15 protein-coding genes are annotated in these 17,388 nt (G+C 68.8%); 5 read left to right on the forward strand and 10 right to left on the reverse strand.

What is annotated here, in order from left to right; all coding sequences use genetic code 11:
* Positions 1-18 precede the first annotated feature (18 nt).
* Entirely contained in the window at positions 19-1,263 is a 1,245-nt protein-coding gene (locus KY661_RS12480) for a hypothetical protein (protein ID WP_225410419.1), read from the forward strand.
* Between the two features lie 33 nt (positions 1,264-1,296).
* Here the strand turns inward: KY661_RS12480 and KY661_RS12485 are convergent, their stop codons facing one another.
* From KY661_RS12485 to KY661_RS12495, 3 genes are all read right to left on the reverse strand, one after another.
* Positions 1,297-1,932: a prepilin-type N-terminal cleavage/methylation domain-containing protein gene (locus tag KY661_RS12485; protein ID WP_225410420.1), complete on the reverse strand. Its 636-nt coding sequence runs from the start codon at positions 1,930-1,932 to the stop codon at positions 1,297-1,299.
* Between the two features lie 175 nt (positions 1,933-2,107).
* Positions 2,108-3,298 (reverse strand): PepSY-associated TM helix domain-containing protein, encoded by a 1,191-nt coding sequence (locus KY661_RS12490; protein WP_225410421.1) that lies wholly within the window; start codon positions 3,296-3,298, stop codon positions 2,108-2,110.
* A 44-nt stretch (positions 3,299-3,342) separates the two neighbouring features.
* Positions 3,343-4,188 carry an energy transducer TonB gene (locus tag KY661_RS12495; protein WP_225410422.1) on the reverse strand — a complete coding sequence of 282 codons (846 nt, stop codon included), beginning with the start codon at positions 4,186-4,188 and terminating at the stop codon, positions 3,343-3,345.
* A 181-nt stretch (positions 4,189-4,369) separates the two neighbouring features.
* Between KY661_RS12495 and KY661_RS12500 the strand changes: the two genes are divergently transcribed.
* Positions 4,370-4,624 carry a hypothetical protein gene (locus tag KY661_RS12500; RefSeq protein WP_225410423.1) on the forward strand — a complete coding sequence of 85 codons (255 nt, stop codon included), beginning with the start codon at positions 4,370-4,372 and terminating at the stop codon, positions 4,622-4,624.
* A 2-nt stretch (positions 4,625-4,626) separates the two neighbouring features.
* Here the strand turns inward: KY661_RS12500 and KY661_RS12505 are convergent, their stop codons facing one another.
* Positions 4,627-6,234 carry a serine/threonine-protein kinase gene (locus KY661_RS12505; RefSeq protein WP_225410424.1) on the reverse strand — a complete coding sequence of 536 codons (1,608 nt, stop codon included), beginning with the start codon at positions 6,232-6,234 and terminating at the stop codon, positions 4,627-4,629.
* Between the two features lie 76 nt (positions 6,235-6,310).
* Here KY661_RS12505 and KY661_RS12510 point away from each other — a divergent pair, with 76 nt between their 5' ends.
* Positions 6,311-6,994 (forward strand): zf-TFIIB domain-containing protein, encoded by a 684-nt coding sequence (locus KY661_RS12510; protein ID WP_075006506.1) that lies wholly within the window; start codon positions 6,311-6,313, stop codon positions 6,992-6,994.
* Between the two features lie 19 nt (positions 6,995-7,013).
* Here the strand turns inward: KY661_RS12510 and KY661_RS12515 are convergent, their stop codons facing one another.
* On the reverse strand, positions 7,014-7,415 hold the full coding sequence (locus KY661_RS12515; protein WP_225410425.1) for a hypothetical protein: 402 nt from the start codon (positions 7,413-7,415) through the stop codon (positions 7,014-7,016).
* An 81-nt stretch (positions 7,416-7,496) separates the two neighbouring features.
* Here KY661_RS12515 and KY661_RS12520 point away from each other — a divergent pair, with 81 nt between their 5' ends.
* Entirely contained in the window at positions 7,497-8,477 is a 981-nt protein-coding gene (locus tag KY661_RS12520) for a TIGR03885 family FMN-dependent LLM class oxidoreductase (protein WP_225410426.1), read from the forward strand.
* Between the two features lie 6 nt (positions 8,478-8,483).
* Here KY661_RS12520 and KY661_RS12525 read toward each other — a convergent pair whose 3' ends face one another.
* Positions 8,484-9,530: an NAD(P)-dependent alcohol dehydrogenase gene (locus KY661_RS12525; RefSeq protein WP_225410427.1), complete on the reverse strand. Its 1,047-nt coding sequence runs from the start codon at positions 9,528-9,530 to the stop codon at positions 8,484-8,486.
* Between the two features lie 113 nt (positions 9,531-9,643).
* Here KY661_RS12525 and KY661_RS12530 point away from each other — a divergent pair, with 113 nt between their 5' ends.
* The gene (locus KY661_RS12530) at positions 9,644-10,549 is read left to right on the forward strand and encodes a LysR family transcriptional regulator (RefSeq protein WP_225410428.1); all 906 of its coding nucleotides are present in this window, start codon (positions 9,644-9,646) and stop codon (positions 10,547-10,549) included.
* 3 nt (positions 10,550-10,552) lie between these two features.
* Here the strand turns inward: KY661_RS12530 and KY661_RS12535 are convergent, their stop codons facing one another.
* The 4 genes from KY661_RS12535 to KY661_RS12550 all read right to left on the reverse strand — a co-directional run bounded on the left by KY661_RS12535 (position 10,553) and on the right by KY661_RS12550 (position 17,276).
* Positions 10,553-11,962: a family 2B encapsulin nanocompartment shell protein gene (locus KY661_RS12535; RefSeq protein ID WP_225410429.1), complete on the reverse strand. Its 1,410-nt coding sequence runs from the start codon at positions 11,960-11,962 to the stop codon at positions 10,553-10,555.
* A 47-nt stretch (positions 11,963-12,009) separates the two neighbouring features.
* Positions 12,010-13,416, reverse strand: a complete 1,407-nt coding sequence (locus tag KY661_RS12540; protein ID WP_225410430.1) for a family 2B encapsulin nanocompartment shell protein — start codon at positions 13,414-13,416, stop codon at positions 12,010-12,012.
* Between the two features lie 33 nt (positions 13,417-13,449).
* On the reverse strand, positions 13,450-15,735 hold the full coding sequence (locus tag KY661_RS12545; protein ID WP_225410431.1) for a family 2 encapsulin nanocompartment cargo protein terpene cyclase: 2,286 nt from the start codon (positions 15,733-15,735) through the stop codon (positions 13,450-13,452).
* A gap of 119 nt (positions 15,736-15,854) precedes the next feature.
* The gene (locus KY661_RS12550) at positions 15,855-17,276 is read right to left on the reverse strand and encodes a tetratricopeptide repeat protein (protein WP_225410432.1); all 1,422 of its coding nucleotides are present in this window, start codon (positions 17,274-17,276) and stop codon (positions 15,855-15,857) included.
* Positions 17,277-17,388: the final 112 nt, after the last annotated feature.

Genomic DNA, 17,388 nt, shown 5'->3' on the forward strand with positions numbered 1-17,388 from the left:
CGGCCTGGGGACGCAGCCATGCGCCGGATGCCTTTGCTGGGATGCCTTGCCGTGCTCGCCATCGCCCTGGCCGCCGAGGCCCAGGACGTGCCCGCCCCGGAGCCCGAGCCCCGGCCGGAGCGGCTGTACCTGAACCCCGGGGTGCTGATGGGCTCCACGCGCATGGTGGCGATGGGAGGGGCCTTCGCGGGCATCGCCGAGGGGACGGCGGGCTTCTCCGGCAACCTGGCGGCGCTGGCGCACCGGGCGCCGGGGCTGGAGCGGGACTGGGACGTGGGCGTCACCTTCTCGCTCTTGGATGTGCCGCTGTCCAACCGGCGGCGGCAGGATCTGGACAACGACGGGCTGGCGGACCTGGCGCCCCGGAGCCGCCAGTACCTGATGGGGCTCTTGCTCCAGTACAAGCAGTTCGGCGTGGGCACGTTCCTGCGCACGCGCTCGGTGAGCTACTGCGCCACGCCGGAGTGCCGCTCGCAGGACTACATCCAGGTGTCCGTCACGCACTCGGCGCTGGCGGGGGCGGTGGCCTTCGGCCAGGACGACTTCATCGTCTCGCTGGGGCTCTACGCGGGGCAGGCCACGCTCTCCCAGGGCGGAGAGGAATGGCGCTACGGGGGCACGGGGCTGTCGCTGGACCTGCTCTTCCGGCCCCACGGGCGCCCGTACCGGATCGGCATCGCGGTGCGGCCGGAGGTGGTGGGCACCTGGCAGCGGGCGGACGGCCAGCTCCCGGTGCTGGGAGGAAGTCCCATCTATTCGGGGGTGGTGTCCCCGGCGGTGCTCTCCTTGGGAGTGAGCCGGCGCTTCGGCGAGGGCGCAGAGCGCTACAACCGCCTGTCCCCGGCGGCGCGGCGGCAGTTCCTGGAGAACGGCGAGCTGAACGTGCCGCCCGAGGAGCCGCCGGACGTGCCCACGGGCACGTTGCTCATCTCGGGCCAGGTGGACTTCATCTCCAGCGTGGAGCGCGCGGTGGCGCTGCGCTCGGTGGCCGCCTTCGACGAGCAGCCGGAGAACGTGGGCAGCGCGATGCTGCTCCAGCCGCGCGTGGGGGCCGAGCACGACACGTGGCCCGGGCGGGTGCGCACGCGGCTGGGGCTCTTCGTGGAGCCCTCGCCCTTCGAGGGGCAGGCGCCCCGGCCGCACATCACCGGGGGCTTCGAGCTGTTCCTCTTCCGCTACTGGCAGGACTGGTCCTTCAGCACCTCGTTCGACCTGGCCCGGCGCTACACCAACGTCGGCTTCTCGCTCGGCTTCTGGCGGTAGCCCCAGAAGCCCGTGAGGCACAGCGGCCCCGGCTCAGTAGGAGCAGCCGATGTCTTGGTTCACCCGGAAGGGCTCACCGGCCGCGATGAAGGTGTCAGACGGGAGTTCTGGACAGATGACAAACACCCATGCATCCGCGGATGCGATCCCCCAGGTCTCCGCGAGATCGGACGGATCCGAGTCCCGGTTCCGGGCCGCCGCCACGAAGTAATCCCAGTTCGTCTCCGAGCCAAAGATTCCTGGGGTGGCGGTCATCTCATTGGCAACGCCCTGATCATCCCACGCGACGGCACTCAACGGAGCCGGCTCGAAGAAAGGCGGCGAGAAGGGATGGGCATACGTATCCACGCCAATGCAATCGTCCGTCTCGTGCGCATCCAGATAGATCGTGCTGCGATCCTCAAAGGACATGCACGGCGTGCCCGCGTGGTAGCTGTAGCGGTTGCCGCGAGGCAGCGACACCCCGGCCTCGTACAGAGACCAAGGCTTGGTGGGCTGAGCGTTCAGGGTCGCGTGAATGCTCTTGAGGTTGGTAATCACCTCGGAAAACCGGGCCTGCTCCTGAGCCTGGCGCAGTTTCGGAATGCCAATGGCGGCCAGCACGCCCGCCATGGCCACGGGGATGAGCACTTCGACGAAGGTAAAACCGCGGCGTCCAACGGAAACCATCGGGGCTTGCTCCTGGAAAGGGGTTGGCCCTGCCCCGAAGCACTTTCCATACCGGGCGTGCCCTCCCGCCCACGCCTGGAATCAGGAGGTTCCAGATGTCAGGCCATGCGCCAGGTGACCCTTTTGGGCTCCCCCGTGACGAATTTTGCTCCGGTGGCCACCTATCCCCGGCAGGCTAGGGAGTGGTTTCGATCTGCTCGGACACCGGGCGCTTGGCCGGGAAGAAGCGGCGCCAGGACAGGGCGAAGCCGGTCCACACGAGGAGCAGGCCTCCCAGCGAGGCGAGGGCGGCGATGAACTGGCCGGGGAGGCCCAGCGCCTCGCCCGTATGCAGGAAGCGCAGCCACCGGCGCATCCGGTTCCCGGTGGAGAGATCCGCGAAGGCATCCTGGCGCAGCACCTGGGCGGTGTACGGATCCACGAACACCTGCGTCGCCGCGAAGAGGGGCCAGCCTTCCGGCTCACGGATGGCGAAGGTCAGGGCGGAGAGACCTTCCCCAGCGCCCTTCTTCCCCCCACCGCCGCCCAGCCTCAGGTGGATGCTCTCCCAGGCGGGAAGCTGCTTGCGGGCCTGGGCGAAGGCCGCCTCGAGAGACACCGGCGCGCTGCCCGGCGGCGGCACGGGCACCTGGACGGGGCGCCCTGGCGGAGGCCCTCCGGTGGCGGGCGGCGTCTCCCCGGCCCATGTGAAGACGAGATCCGAAATCCCCTTGTAGGAGATGACCATGCCCGTGGCCGTCAGGACGATGAGCACGGGCAGCAGCCAGAAGCCGGTGACGTTGTGCCAGTTCCAGTCGCGCGCCTTGCCCTTGAGCCCGCGCCGGTACCAGATCGACGGCCGCAGGATGCGCCGCGTCCACTTGCGTGGCATCCACAGGTAGAGGCCCGTCACGCCCAGGAACAGGAACAGGGCATTGCTCGCGCCGGTGAGGGCCTTGCCAATGGGGCGGGTGTCGCCTTCCGTGCCCAGCCACCGGTGCCAGGACTCCATGGTCTGGAGGAACGCGCGCCAGCCCGGGGCGCCCCAGTCGCGCACCTCGCCCGTGTAGGGATTCACATAGACGCCCGTCCCCCGGCCGGTGCTCACCGTCACCGCCAGGGTGGGCTCGGGGTACTCCGTCACCGCCGAGGGCGGCGTCTCGGGGCGGGCGGCGCGCACGCGGGAGATCAGCTCATCCATGGGCAGGCGGGGCGCGCCCGGCGAGGGCACGGCCACCTGCCGCGCCTCCTGGTCCGCCCAGTCGAGGAGCTGATGCTCGAAGGCGAGCGCGACGCCCGTGAAGCACATGACGCCGATGATGAGCCCGGCGAGAAGGCCCGCGACGAGGTGGGGCCAGAACAGGAAGGAACGGACGCTGAGGCGCATGGCGGCTCATGCGCGGCCGGGGCGGTGAGCCCTGCCCGCGCGCTTCACTTCAGAGAGAACTGAATGGGGATCTCAACGATGACGCGCACGGGCCTGCCCTGGTGGCCCAGGGCGGGCGAGAAGCGCCACTGACTGACGGCGGCCAGGGCCGCCTCGTCGAGCGCGGCCACGGAGCGAATGACTTGCATGCTGCCGGGCTCGATGCGCCCATCGACCCCAATGATGACGCGCACCAGGACGAGCCCCTCGATGCCATCGCTCCGGGCGGCCCGGGGATAGCGGGGAGGCACCTGCTTGAGCACCCCGGGGGCGCGCGCCACCTGCTTCAGCTGCAGCGCATCTCCGGTGGCGCCCACGAGCCCACCCTCCTGGCCATTCGCCACGCCCCCCGCCACGCCCCCTGCCACACCCGCGCTGTCCGCCACGGGAGCTGGGGCAGGCGCCGCCTCGGCGGCCACCTCCGGCTCGGCCACGGCGGGCTCGGGCTCCACGGGCACCTCGACGGGCACTTCCTTGGGAAGCTCCTGCGGAACGGTCCGGGGCATCACCGGCTGCGACGGGAGCACCTTCGTGCGCGGCTTCACGCGCGCGGCCTGCACCGGCTGCGGGGCCGGGGTGCTGGCGGCAGGCGGCGGCGCGAACTGCAGGAACACCAGCTCGGGCGGCGCCTCGGGCGGCGCCACCGGCCGGACCTCGGGGGGCACCATCAGGCCAAGCCCTGCCCCACCCACATGAACGAGCACCGCGAGAACCAACGCCCAGCCCCACCGCTCCCGCTCGCCTCCCCCTCGGGGCGGCTCTCCCATGCGGAAGAGCTGTCCGCGATCCGAGGCATCCTGGACTTCGCCAGGACCGGGCGCGTGCAGTTCGATGCTACGACTGAGAATCATTCTCATTTACGGTTCGCACGAGCAATAGCCCAGGGGACTGGACGCGTCAATCCGAGGGGCTCGAACACGTTAGCCGGCCAAGAAGCACGGCTCGGGACAGGGCGGTCTGAACACGCGTCCAGATGATGAAGCCCGCCGTGGGTCCTACCTGAGGGGCGGGCTCGTGGTGCGGGAGCAAGGCATGCCTCGGGAGGTCACAGACGCGGAAGGGATCCGGTGGAGCTGCATCCAGGCCTTCGCGGGGCTGGGCAAGGACTCGGAGAAGACCGAGGCCGCCCGCGTCGAGGGCGCCGGGAACCGCTTCCACGTCGTCTGCACCCCCAGCGGGGGCGCCAAGTCGGTGCGCGTGGAGCTGCCCGGCCACTGGGAGAAGGGGCTCTCGGACGAGGAGCTGCTGCGCGCCATCCAGGACCAGCTCGCGCGGGACGCGGCCTAGCCTCAAGGCCCCCGCTGGAGTGGATTCATCGGCTCCAAGGTGACATCGAGCCGCTCGGACAGCGTGCCGGGCTCGAAGCGGCGGGACCATACCTTCATCCCCTGCCGGGTCAGCTCCAGCGTGTGCGGCTCGCTGAGTGAGATGTCCGGCAGCTCCAGGGGCGTCTTCCCCTTGAACGTGTGGTCAATGCTCACCAGCGCGCCCGGCGGCTCGGAGCGGATCACCAGCTTGGGCGTCCCCCACCCGAAGGACGCCACGGCGATCTTGAAGAGCATCACCGCCAGCACGGCGCCCGCGGCAAGCAGGCGCCAGTGGGGCAGGTTCATCAGCACGCCCACCACCTTCGCGTAGCCATCCGGCGGGGCGCCGGCCTTCGCGGCCGAGGCGGCCTCCCGGACCACGGGGGCCATCTCCCGGGTGTCGCCATCGAGTGCCCCTTCGTCCCCCTTGGGCCAAGCCCCCACCTTCCGAGGCTCCGCCCGGGCCACCCGCCGGACCGGCCGCGTCGCCTCGGAGCCCGTCTCCGGGCGCGCACTGCCGGCCGCCGTCGTGCCAGGCCACGGCGTGGACGCCTCCGGCGAAGGGCGGGGCTTCACCTGCTGCTGGGCAATCCACCGGGCCACCTGCTCCCGGAACTTCGGCGGCAGGGGGGGCGGCCGGCCCCGCGCCGTCAGCTCGGACTCGCACAGCAGGGCCGTCAGGTGCTTCAGGGTGTGAACGGGAAACATCGGCGCCATGGACGCCGTCCACTGGGAGAGTCGCAGGTGCAGCGCCTCCATGTCCGGAATGCGGGCCTCGCGGTCGGTGGCCAGCGCCTCCTGGAGGATCCGCACGAGGTCCTCCTCCAGGCCGGGGTTGAGCTCGCGAGGCGGGGTGAGCCGCCCCTCGACGATGCGGTGCATGACGGCGTACTCGTGCCCCTCGGTGGGCAGCCGGCCGCAGAGCATGCGGTAGAGCACCACCCCCACGGCGTAGACGTCCGAGCGCGCGTCGAGATCCTTCTCCGCGCACGCCTGCTCCGGCGAGAGGTAGCGGAACTTGCCCTTCACCACCCCGGACTCCGTCACCGGCCGGCCCGCGAGCTGGGCCTTGGCGATGCCGAAGTCCGAGATCTTCACCTCGCCCTCGTAGCTGACGAGGACGTTGTCCGGAGAGATGTCCCGGTGCACGAGCCCCAGGGGCCGCCCCCGCTCATCCTTGCGCGTGTGGGCATGGTGCAAGCCCTTGCACATCTCGATGGCGATATTCACCGCCAGCGGTGGGGGCAGCTGCGCCAGCCCCAGGGCCTCGGCCTTCTTGAGCAGGCGGGAGAGGGGCTGCCCGTCGACCAGCTCCATGGCCAGGTAGTACTCGCCCTGCACCTGCCCGAAGTCGAAGACCTGGACGATGTTGCCGTGGTTGAGCCCCACGGAGATGCGCGCCTCATGGACAAACATCTCCACGAAGGCGGGGTCCTCCGCGTAGTGGCCCAGCACCCGCTTGATGACCACGGGCTTGGAGATGCCCGGCGCGGCGGTGTAGCGGGCCCGGTAGACCACCGCCATGCCTCCGGCGCCCAGGCGTTCGAGCAGCTCGTACTTTCCGAAAGGGGTGACGGCACCGTCGCTCAAGATGGGCTCAGTCTAGCAGCAGGAGGCCGCGGGGCCGCACCTGGGCTAGACTTCACGGGCCCCCCGCGGAGCCCCCATGAACCCCTGCCCTTTCTGCTTCGGAAAGATGTCCCCCACCTTTACCAATGGCTTGCCCCGGGAGAAGTGCACCAAGTGCGCCTCGCTCTGGTTCGAGGGGGAGAGCCTGGTGAACCTGGTGGGCCCCGAGGCGGCCGCCGTGCTCGCCCAGCGGACGAAAGGCAAACCCGGACAATGCAAACACTGCAATGCGTCATTGTCCTACGTGGCCCAGTGCCCGCGCTGTGGGCATGACGCCCCCGCCTGTCCGCCGTGTGGCACCGCGCCGCTGGCGGTGGCCAAGGTGCACGGCCTCCGGATGGACATCTGCTCCAGCTGCAACGGCATGGCGTTGGATCCCAGCGGGCTGGAGCGGCTGCAACAGATCGCCGCGGAGAACCGCCCGCGCAAGCCGGTGGTGACGACGCAGGAGCTGCTGAAGACGCTCAAGAAGGCCCCCTGCTCCGCGTGCCAGCGCAAGCAGCTGCTCAAGCACACCTTCACCTATGACAACAAGCTGTACTGCGGCAGCTGCGCTCCCGCCGGGGCGGCGCCCTTCGACATCGAGCTGGCCCGGGCCAGCCCGGCGCTCGCCCCCGCCCTGGGCATCTACCTCACGGGCAACGAGGACGTGGCGGCGGATGCGGTCTCGATGGGCATCACCTGGCTGTTCAAGACCGCGGCCTCCCACCTGCTGGAGTGAAGCCGGGGGCCCGGCTGCCTCAGAACGGCTGTACGCGCAGCCAGGCGGCGGCGGCCTCGACGGTGTCGAACAGCTCGGCGGGGCCCAGGACGGCGTGTTGCAAGGCCGTGAGCGCGGCGAGGCGGCTCAGCGGATAGGGAGACGGGACCCAGGCGAAGTGGCGCAGGCCGGCCTGCCGCATCCTCGGGAACCACGCTTTCGCCAGCCAGTCGGCGGCACCGATCCAGGCGCCCGTCATGTGGGAGTTGTCATTCAGCACCTTGGCCAGCTTCAGCCGGGTGAGGTAGCGCAGCATCTCCTCACAGCCGCCCTTCACCATGTCGACGGACAGGTACCCCTTCCAGTCGGCGTAGAGCCACCGCTGCGTGTCCGCGTGGTGAAGGTCCAGGTGTTCGCTCGCGTACAACAGATTCAGTCCCATGGGTGTTGGCCAGTCAGCGGACGGGGAATGCACGAAAGGACAGTGTACTCGGAGCCCGTTCTTCCCGCTTAGATGCCCGTGATGAACGGCGTCCCCAGAGTGCAGGTCGGCTACCACGCATCCCACGAACAGTTTCCCCCCAGCGAGCTGCTCGGCCTGGTGCGAAAGGCGGAGGAGGCGGGCTTCCAGGCCGTTCTCAACTCCGACCACTTCCACCCCTGGACGGAGGCCCAGGGCCAGAGCGGCTTCGTCTGGTCCTTCATGGGCGCGGCGCTCGCCGTCACGAAGCTCTCCATGGGGGCGGTGAACGCGCCGGGCCAGCGCTACCACCCCGCGCTCATCGCGCAGGCGCTGGGCACCCTGGGCGAGATGTTCCCGGGGCGGGCCTGGGTGGCGCTCGGCAGCGGCCAGCTCCTCAACGAGGCCATCACCGGCCAGGGCTGGCCCGCCAAGGACCAGCGCAACGCGCGGCTGCGCGAGTGCGTGGACATCATCCGCGCCCTCTTCCGCGGCGAGACGGTGACGTACCGGGGGCTCGTGACGGTGGAGGAGGCGAAGCTCTACACCCGGCCCGCCCAGGCACCGCTGCTGGTGGGCGCGGCCATCACCCCGAAGACGGCGGAGTGGGTGGGCGGCTGGGCGGATGGGCTCATCACCACCTCCAAGCCTCCGGACGCGCTGCGCCAGGTGGTGGAGGCGTTCCGCCGGGGTGGCGGCGAGGGCAAGCCCATGTTCCTCAAGGTACAGCTGTCCTACGCCCCGGCCGAGGCGCGGGCGCGCGAGGGCGCCCTGCGGCAGTGGGCCGCCAACATCTTCCCCAGCTCGGTGCTCAGCGACCTGCGGCGGCCCTCGCAGTTCGAGGAGGCGGCCAGCACGGTGCAGCCGCATGACCTGGAGGCCTCGGTGCGCATCTCCTCCAGCCTCCAGCAGCACCTGGACTGGCTCGGCGAGGACGTCCGCCTGGGCTTCGACCGGCTCTACCTGCACAACGTCAACCGCGAGCAGGCGCCCTTCATCGAAGCCTTCGGCGAGAAGGTGCTGCCCGCGCTCCAGCGCGGGTAGCCCTGCCTACCGCAGGCTCTTCATGTCGATGACGAAGCGGTACTTCACATCGCCCTTCAGCAGCCGCTCGTAGGCCTCGTTGATCTGCTGGATGGGGATCAGCTCGATGTCGGAAACAATCCCGTGCTGGGCGCAGAAGTCGAGCATCTCCTGCGTCTCCTGGATGCCGCCAATGCCCGAGCCGAAGACGCCCTTGCGCCCGGCCAGCAGCGAGAAGGCGTTGACCGGCAGGGGCTTCTCGGGCGCCCCCACCAGCACCACGGTCCCGTCGCGCCGCAGGAGGTTCAGGTAGGCGTTGAGGTCATGCTGGGCCGAGACGGTATCGAGGATGAAGTCGAACCGCCCGGCCTGGGCGGCCATCTCGTCCGGGTTCGAGGACACCACCACCTCGTGGGCTCCCAGCCGGAGCGCATCCTGCTTCTTCCGGTCCGTGTGGCTGAACACGACCACCTGGGCCCCCATGGCGCGCGCGAGCTTCACGCCCATGTGCCCCAACCCGCCCAGCCCCACCACGCCGATGCGCTGGCCCGGCTTCACCTTCCAGTGGCGGAGCGGCGAGTACGTGGTGATGCCCGCGCACAGCAAGGGGGCGGCGCCCGCCAGGTCCAGGTTCGCGGGAATCTTCAGGACGAAGGCCTCGTCCACCACGATGGCGTCGGAGTAACCCCCCTGGGTGAGCGTCTGGCCATCCCGCTCCTTGGCGTTGTACGTCAGGGTGTTGCCCGCCTCGCAGTACTGCTCGAGCCCCTCCTGGCAGCTTCCGCACGTGCGGCACGAGTCGACCATGCAGCCGACCCCGGCCAGATCACCCGCCTTGAACTTCTGGACCTCCGCCCCCACGCGGACCACGCGGCCGACAATCTCGTGTCCCGGCACCATGGGGTACAGCGAGCCGCCCCACTCGTTCCGGGCCTGGTGGAGGTCCGAGTGGCAGACACCACAGAAGAGGATTTCGATCTGCACGTCCCGCGCGCCCGGCTCCCGGCGCTCGAACTGGAACGGGGCCAGGGGGGACTTCGCGTTTTGGGCGGCGTAACCACGGGCGGAAATCATGGAAGGCACTCCTCGGAAACAGGTGCGTGAAACCCAACGGGGAAAATCATGCGTCCGGGGCCTGGCTTTCGAAACGGGTGGAATCGACACACGCCTTGTAGGAAAACTTCACAATGGCCTCCACCCCCCTCAATGCCCTGAACGCCTTCCTGGCCGTGGGCCGTCAGCGGAGCTTCACCGTGGCCGCCGCCAGCCTGGGCATCTCCCCTTCCGCGCTGAGCCAGTCCATCCGCCAGTTGGAGGCCCGGCTCGGGGTGCCCCTGCTCACCCGGACCACCCGGAGCGTCTCGCTGACCGAGGCGGGCCAGCGGCTGCTGGAGTCCGCGGGGCCGGCCGTGGACCAGGCGCTCGAGGCCCTGAAGACGGCGGTGGCCCGGCCCGGCGAGCTCACCGGGCGTGTGCGGCTCTCCGTTCCCAGCTTCGCCGTGGAGTCCTTCGTGCTGCCCATCCTCCGGCGCTTCATGGCGCGCCATCCCCAGGTGGAGGTGGAGGTGCGCGTCGAGGACCAGTTCGTGGACATCGTGGAGAAGCAGTTCGACGCGGGCATCCGCATGTCCGAGACCATCCAGAAGGACATGGTGCAGGTGCGGCTGTCGAAGGGCTTCCGCTTCGTCGTGGTGGGGGCCCCGGCCTACCTCAAGCGCCGGGGCACGCCCCAGCGCCCCGAGGACCTGCTCACGCACGACTGCCTGAGCTTCCGGCTCGCATCCCACGGCACCCTTTACGCCTGGGAGCTGGAGCGCGGAAAGAGGCAGTGGCGCATCCCGGTCCGGGGCGCCCTCATCTCCAACGATCCCGCCGTGCTGCACGGGATGGCGGAGGCGGGCCTGGGGCTCATGTACACGTTCGAGCCAACCGTGGAGCCGCTCTTGAAGCGCGGCACCCTTCGCCTGGTCCTCGAACCCTACGCGGCCTGGGTGGACGGGTTCTTCCTGTACTTCCCCAGCCGCGCGCAGGTGTCGCCAGCCTTCCGGGCCTTCGTGGACGTGGCCCGGGAGGTGACGGCGGAGCGGCCCTGATGCTTAGACGCCCAGCTCGATGTTCTCCAGCACGCCGAGCGCATCGGGAACGAGGACGGCGGCGGAGAAGTAGGTGGTGACGAGGTAGGAGGCGATGGCCTTCTCGTTGACCTCCATGCGCCGCACGGAGAGCCCGGGCTCCACTTCGTCCGGAATGCCCGTCTGGTGCAGGCCGACAACCCCCTGGTCGTCCTTGCCCGTACGCATGACGATGATGGAGGTGGTGCGGCTGTCGGAGATGGGAATCTTGTCGCAGGGCAGCAGGGGCACGCCGCGCCAGGCCATGAACTTGCGGCCCTCCACCTCGACGCCGGTGGGGTAGACCCCCCGGCGGGTGCACTCCCGGCCAAAGGCGGCGATGGCGCGGGGGTGGGCCAGGAAGAACCGGGACTTCCGGCGCCGGCTCAGCAGCTCGTCCAGGTCGTCCGGCGTGGGCGGACCGCTCCGGGTGATGACCCGCTGCTTCAGGTCGGCGTTGTGCAGCAGCCCGAAGTCGCGGTTGTTGATCATCTCGTACTCCTGCCGCTCGCGCAGGGCCTCGACGGTCAACCGGACCTGCTCATCGAGCTGGTTCATCGGGTTGTTGAACAGGTCGGCGACCCGGGTGTGGATCCGGAGCATCGTCTGCGCCACGTTCAGCTCGTACTCCCGGGGCCTGAGCTCGTAGTCGACGAACGTCTCCGGCAGCTGCGGCTCGCCATGGTGGCCCGCCGACAGCTCGATGGAGGCCTGCCCGGCCTTGTCCTGCGGCTTGCGCAGGCGCTCCTGGTAGGCCGCCACGTGGGCGAGGAGCACCGGCGACTGCCGGATGACTTCCTCGAAGTTCCGCTGCGGCAGCGCCAGCACGATGCACGGCGTCACCGCCTGGACCGTGAAGGGCCACAGGTCATTCGACTCGACCAGGGCCTGGTCGCCGAAGTGGTCCCCGTCGGCCAGGACATCCAGGATGACGGGGTCGCCATACTTGCCCTGCTTCAGCTTGTTGGCCTTGCCGTGGGCCAGCAGGAACACGTGGTCCGCGGGCTTGCCCGCCTCGGCGATGAGGTCCCCCGCCTTGTACTCCCGCTGAACGAACCGGCTGGCCAGGGCCTGGAGCAAGCCGCCCTCGTCCTCCAGGCCGCGCAGCAGCGGCAGCTCCAGGAGCTCCTGGGGCACCACCTCCACCTTGGCGCCGATGTTGCTGAAGCTCAGGCGCCCATCGCCCACCGCATAGGTGAGCCGGCGGTTGACGCGGTACGTGCCACCGGGCACCTCCACCCAGGGCAGCATCTTCAGCAGCCACCGGGAGGAGATGCCCTCCATCTGCGGCCGCGACTTGGTGACCGTCGTCAGCTGACGGGCCGCCGCCGTTCCCAAACTGGTCTGCTGCGCCTCGGCCTTACCACCGCCCGCCGAATGGACAGGATTCGCCATGAAATGCTCCCTCAACTCTTTCCAAGCTGCCCGTGGACAGACGGCGTTTAGTTGCGGCCGATCTCAGCGTTCTCGAGGATGCCGAGCGCGTCCGGGATGAGCACCGCCGCGGAGAAGTAGGTGCTGACGAGGTAGGAGATGACCGCCTTCTCGTTGATGCCCATGAACCGGACCGAGAGGCTGGGCTCGATCTCATCGGGGATTCCCGCCTGGTGCAGGCCGATGACGCCCTGGTTGTGCTCGCCGGTGCGCATCAGCAGGATGGAGCTGGTGCGCGCGTCGCTGATGGGAATCTTGTTGCAGGGCATGATGGGGATGCCGCGCCAGGCGGGCACCATGTTGCCGCCCATGTCGACGCTGGTGGGGTAGATGCCCCGGCGGCTGCACTCCTGGCCGAACGCGGCGATGGTGCGCGGGTGGGCCAGGAAGAAGGACGGGTCCTTCCACACCGTGGCCAGCAGCTCGTCCATGTCATCCGGCGTCGGCGGCCCGCTGCGCGTCTGGATGCGCTGCTTGAGGTCGGCGTTGTGCAGGAGGCCGAACTCGCGGTTGTTGATGAGCTCGTGCTCCTTGCGCTCCTTCAGCGCCTCGACGGTCAGCCGGAGCTGCTGCTCGGTCTGGTTCATCGGGTCGTTGAACAGGTCCGCGACGCGGCTGTGAATCTGGAGCACGGTCTGGGCCACGCTCAGCTCGTACTCGCGCGGCCGCGTCTCGTAATCCACGTAGGTGCCCGGCAGGATGGGCTCGCCGTGGTGGCCGGCCGCCAGCTCGATGGGGGCCTGGCCCGAGGTGTCCTTCTTCTTCCGGGAGAGGGCCTTGAACTCCTCCACGTGCCGCTGCAGGGACGGGGACAGCGCGACCACCGCCTCGAACGAGGACTGCGGGAGGATCAGCGCCGTGACCGGGGTGACGGCCTTGGCGGTGAACTGCCAGTAGTCCTGGGTCTCCAGCAGCGCCTGGTAGCTGTAGTGGTCGCCCTCGGCCAGCGTCTCCAGCACGGTCTGGTCGCCGTACTTGCCCTTGCCGATCTTGTTCACCTTGCCGTAGGCGATGAGGCAGATGGAGTCGGCCTCCTTGCCCGCCTCGGTGATGATGTCCCCGGGCTTGTAGTCGCGCTGCTCGAAGCGCGAGGCCAGCCCGGCGAGCACGTCGTCATCCGCGAAGCCGCGCAGCAGGGGCAGCTCCCGCAGCTCCTGCGGGATGACCTGCACCTTGGCGCCCACGCTGGTGAAGGACACGCGGCCGTCACCGACGTTGTAGCTCAGCCGGCGGTTGAGGCGGAAAATGCCGCCGGAGACCTGGACCCACGGCAGCAGCTTCAGCAGCCACCGGGAGGAAATGCCCTGCATCTGCGGGGCGGACTTGGTCGTCGTCGCCAGTTGGCGCGCCGCATCCGTCCCAAGGCTCATCTGCTGCTTCTCTGCCCCATCATCCGTCTTCACGGGAGTCGCCATGCGTCACCTTCTCTGTGTCTGAATGAAAGAAACCTATTTGCCCAACTTCGCCACGGTCTTGGAACGGCTGGCACCGAACAGCTCGGAGATGCGTGCCGCGGAGGTCCCCATCCCGGTCAGCTCTCCCGCCTTGCGCCGGGGCTTCCGGGTGCTGCGCAGCTCGAATTCCTTGTAGCGGTCCACGGCGATGTGCCAACGGAGCACGCCCGCCATCCAGCGCTGCAACTTCTCGACGTAGACGCGCAGCTTGTCCTGCGCATTCGCGTTCAGACCGGCGCTGCGCACCAGGATGGGCAGCTCCTTCGAGACGATGTGCTCGAACTGGCGCATCCGCGCGGTCATCAAATCGTTGACGGTCTCGACGGCCTGGGGCGCCTCGAGGTTGAGGAAGCGCTGAACAACGAGTACGCCGTTGTTGAGCTCACCCTCGAATTCGATCTCCTTCTGGTAGGAGAAGACGTCGTTGGTCAGGCACGCATAGTCGGCGGCCGAGTTCTCCAGCCCGCGCACCGGTCGGGTATGGAAGATCTCCTCCGGGATGGCGTCGCCCTGGGCCAGCCGGGACAGGCTCATCGTGAGGTCCGAGCCAAACGTCTTGCGGCGCATCTCGACGTAGTCGACCGGATCCGGGATGCGGTTCTGGATCTGGTTGGCCAGCTCCCACAGCCAGCTCGCGGTCATGTCCTGGATGGCCTTGCGGAACTGGCGCCGTGCCCTGTCGGTCATGGGGCCCGCCGTACGGGCCCACAGGTCGGCCAGGCCCCGCTCCACCGGGTTGGTGGGAATGGCCGTGCAGGGACCGTCCGGCATGAAGGCGGTCAGGCGGGCGTTGAAGACCTTCGCCCCCGCCATGTCCCGGGTGTTGCCGTAGAAGGCCGGGAAGTAGTCGTCGGCGTAGGTGCCCCACACCAGCCACCCGGCCGTCAGGTTGAGCTGCTGGACGGAGGCCTCCGGATGAATCAGCGCGCCGCACAGGGCCACATCGGCCACATCGAACTTGTGGTCATCCCAGATGTGGACCTCGGGCACGCCCGGAAGCGTGTCCAGCATGCCCATCCGGCGGGCCCAATCCTTGGAGTCCCGGCGGGCCGTTTGAAGGTGGGGGCTCACGCTCGTGGAGTACGGCATGTAGAACTTCGGCAGCTTCACCGGCCCCACGGGCCGGAAGGGCACGTGGGTGAAGTTCTTGATCCGCCCCAGCCCCAGGGCGCCCGGCGACAGGGGCAGCCGCGCGGCCGACATCCCCAGGCCCGACAACCCGAATGGCGTGCTGCCCCCTGCCGAAGCGCCCCCGGCGCTGTCATTCATGTAGCGGCTGGAGCGCATGTGCCACTCGTGGCCGCCGGACTGCCAGTCCTGAAGTCCCCGCATGTAGGTGAGGACACTCAGTTGCTCGGCCGGGTCCAGGCCATGCTCCACGAAGAGCGGCGGCAGCTCCGTCACGGCGGTGTTCTCGAACTGCTGGAGCCGGGAGGTCAGCACGTCGTTGACGAGGTTGGCGGCGCGCTGCGGATCGATGTTCAGGAACCGCTCGAACACGAGGACGCCGTTGGACAGCTCGCCCTCCTCTTCGATCTCCCGCTGGTAGGAGAAGAGGTCATTGCGCAGGTGGACCGCATCGGAGAACGTGTCCTTGAGGACCTCCATGGGCCGGCTGGCGGCGATCCGGGCAGGCACTTCGGCGGAGACGGCGTGCTCCACGAGGCCCGCGGACCAGGGGGCCCCGCCGACCTTGCGGCGCATCTCGATGTACTCGATGGGGTTCGAGACGCGGCGCTCGCTGATATTGGACAGCTCCCAGTTGGACTCCTCAAGCAGGTTCACGGTGCTCTCGAAGAACCGGCGGCGCCAATCCTCGGAGCGCGTGGGCACGGTGCGAGCCCACAGATCCAGCAACCCCCGCTCGACCGGATTGGTGGGCTCGGGCGGTGCCTTGGAGAGATCCACCGGCATGAACATCGGCAGCCGGTCGAGGTACTTCTTCGCGCCCGCCTTGTCCTGGGAGCGCTTGAAGACCTCCAGGAAATGGTCATCGAAATAGAAAACCCAGACATACCAATCGGTCACCAGGTCCAGCATGGGACCGGGCGCCTCGGGATGCGTGTACGCACAGAGCAAGGCGTAGTCCATGGCATCGAACTGGGCCTCGTTCCAGATCTCGGGGCTGGAGCCGTCCTTCGGCACCCCGATGATCCCCATCTCGTACGACCAGGCCTTCGAGTGCGTGCGGGCCCCCTCGAGGTGAGGGTTCAACCGCGCGGGCCAAGGCACATAGAAATCTGGCAATTGAAATGGCTGTTTTTTACGCCCACTGGCCATGAATTCCCCCCTGGCGTGCTGGTTATCAACGAAACGGCAGGATTAACCAGACGGTATGATGGGCAATGTTGAGCGTCCAACTTTTGAACCATTTTTACCGGCCCGTGACCTGCGGGCCTTCACCGTCCCCATTCGCCGAGCAAGTCCTGAGCGAGCGCATGGCTCGGCTCACGGCGCAGCACTTCGGTCAAAATCTTGCGGGCACGCGCGTTCTGGCCGAGCCCTGAGAGGGCTTGCGCTTCGAGAAACAAGGCCGCCGTTTCCTGCTGAAAGGCCAGGTCCTCGTCGAACAGCAGCATCGCCGGCAGCGAGGTGGCGAAGTAGTCAATCGCCGCGGGCTTCCACGCCAGCGCCTGCGCATGCTCCAGCAGTCCCTTGAGCAGGCGTTTCGACTCGGCCTTCTTCCCGAGCCGCGCATACGCGAGCGCGGACCAATAGGTCATCTCCGAGAACGGCTGAACGGCCATCTGCTGAAAGTCTCCCCGGAAGGAAGCCGCCGCTTGCCACGCGCGCCGGGCCCCAGCCTGGTCTCCCTCGGCGGCGAGCGCCTCGCCCATCCAGAAGCCGAGCTCGCCCGGGTTCGCCAGGAGGTGCCGGGCTTCGCCCAGGTGGGCGGGCGCGGAGCCGGCCACCTCGAAGAGCTTCCGGGCCTCCTCCGCGCGTCCGGCAGCCAGCGCGGCCCGGCCCAGCAGGAGGTGGGTGCGCAAATGCTGTCCGAGGACCAGCCCTTCTCCCCCCTCCCAGGGCTGAAACCTGCGGGAGGCGAGAACCGCCTGTGCCTTCGCGGCCTGTCCTGTCTGGTTATAGAGCGTGCACAGCTCGATGGAGAGATCATCCCTCTGGCGCACGAGGGACAGATGCTTCTCGAGTTCGCGGAGGCGGCGCCGGGGCGCGGTCCCCAGGCGCTTCCACAGTTGGTCCCTCTCGAAGAGCAGCCGGGCATCGCTGGGGTTGGCCCGGAAGGCCCGCTCATACGCGGTGCGGGCACGGGTGGGCTGCTTGCGGACGTTGTAGTAGGCAATGCCCAGGTTGCGCCAGGCGATGGCATTGCCGGGCTCCTGGCGCACCGCACGCTCCCAGCACGCGATGGCCTCCTCGTGACGGCGCCGGTCATAGAGGAGGTGGCCCAGGAAGAACGGCGCGCGGGCATCGGACGGCTCCGCCTGGATGGCCGCACGCAGGACAAAGAGCTCCTCCAGACGCGCGGGAAAGCAATACGCCGGTTCGGCCTCGCGGGCGGCACGGCGCAAGCGTTTGGCTTCCTGGGCCTGGCCCTCTTGCGTGTGAAGGAATGCACGGGTGTAAGCGAGAAGTGGCGCCGTCCCATCAGCCGCCAGAGGTGCCTGCTTGAGCACGCGGCGCGCCTCCCCGTAGAAGCCCGCGTGGGCGTAATCCCAAGCGAGATCCAACCGAACCTGGTTGTCACACGCCAGCGTCTCGCCCAACAGATCCCTCGCCCACCAATCGAGCGGGTCCATCCGGAGCGTGTCGGCCAGCGCCTCGGAAGCCTCCGCGTCCCGCCCGAGCTGGCGGAGAGTCAACGCCCGCAAGTCCCTTGCCCGGAGCTGCTGGGCATCTAGGAGTGTGTTGAGCTAACGAGCCAGGGGCGTCGGGCGGACGGCTCGGCGCCTGGCTCCTCCACGGGGAGCGAGC

Origin of the sequence: Allostigmatella hybrida (genome assembly GCF_020103775.1) — a bacterium.
GTDB lineage: Bacteria > Myxococcota > Myxococcia > Myxococcales > Myxococcaceae > Hyalangium > Hyalangium aurantiaca.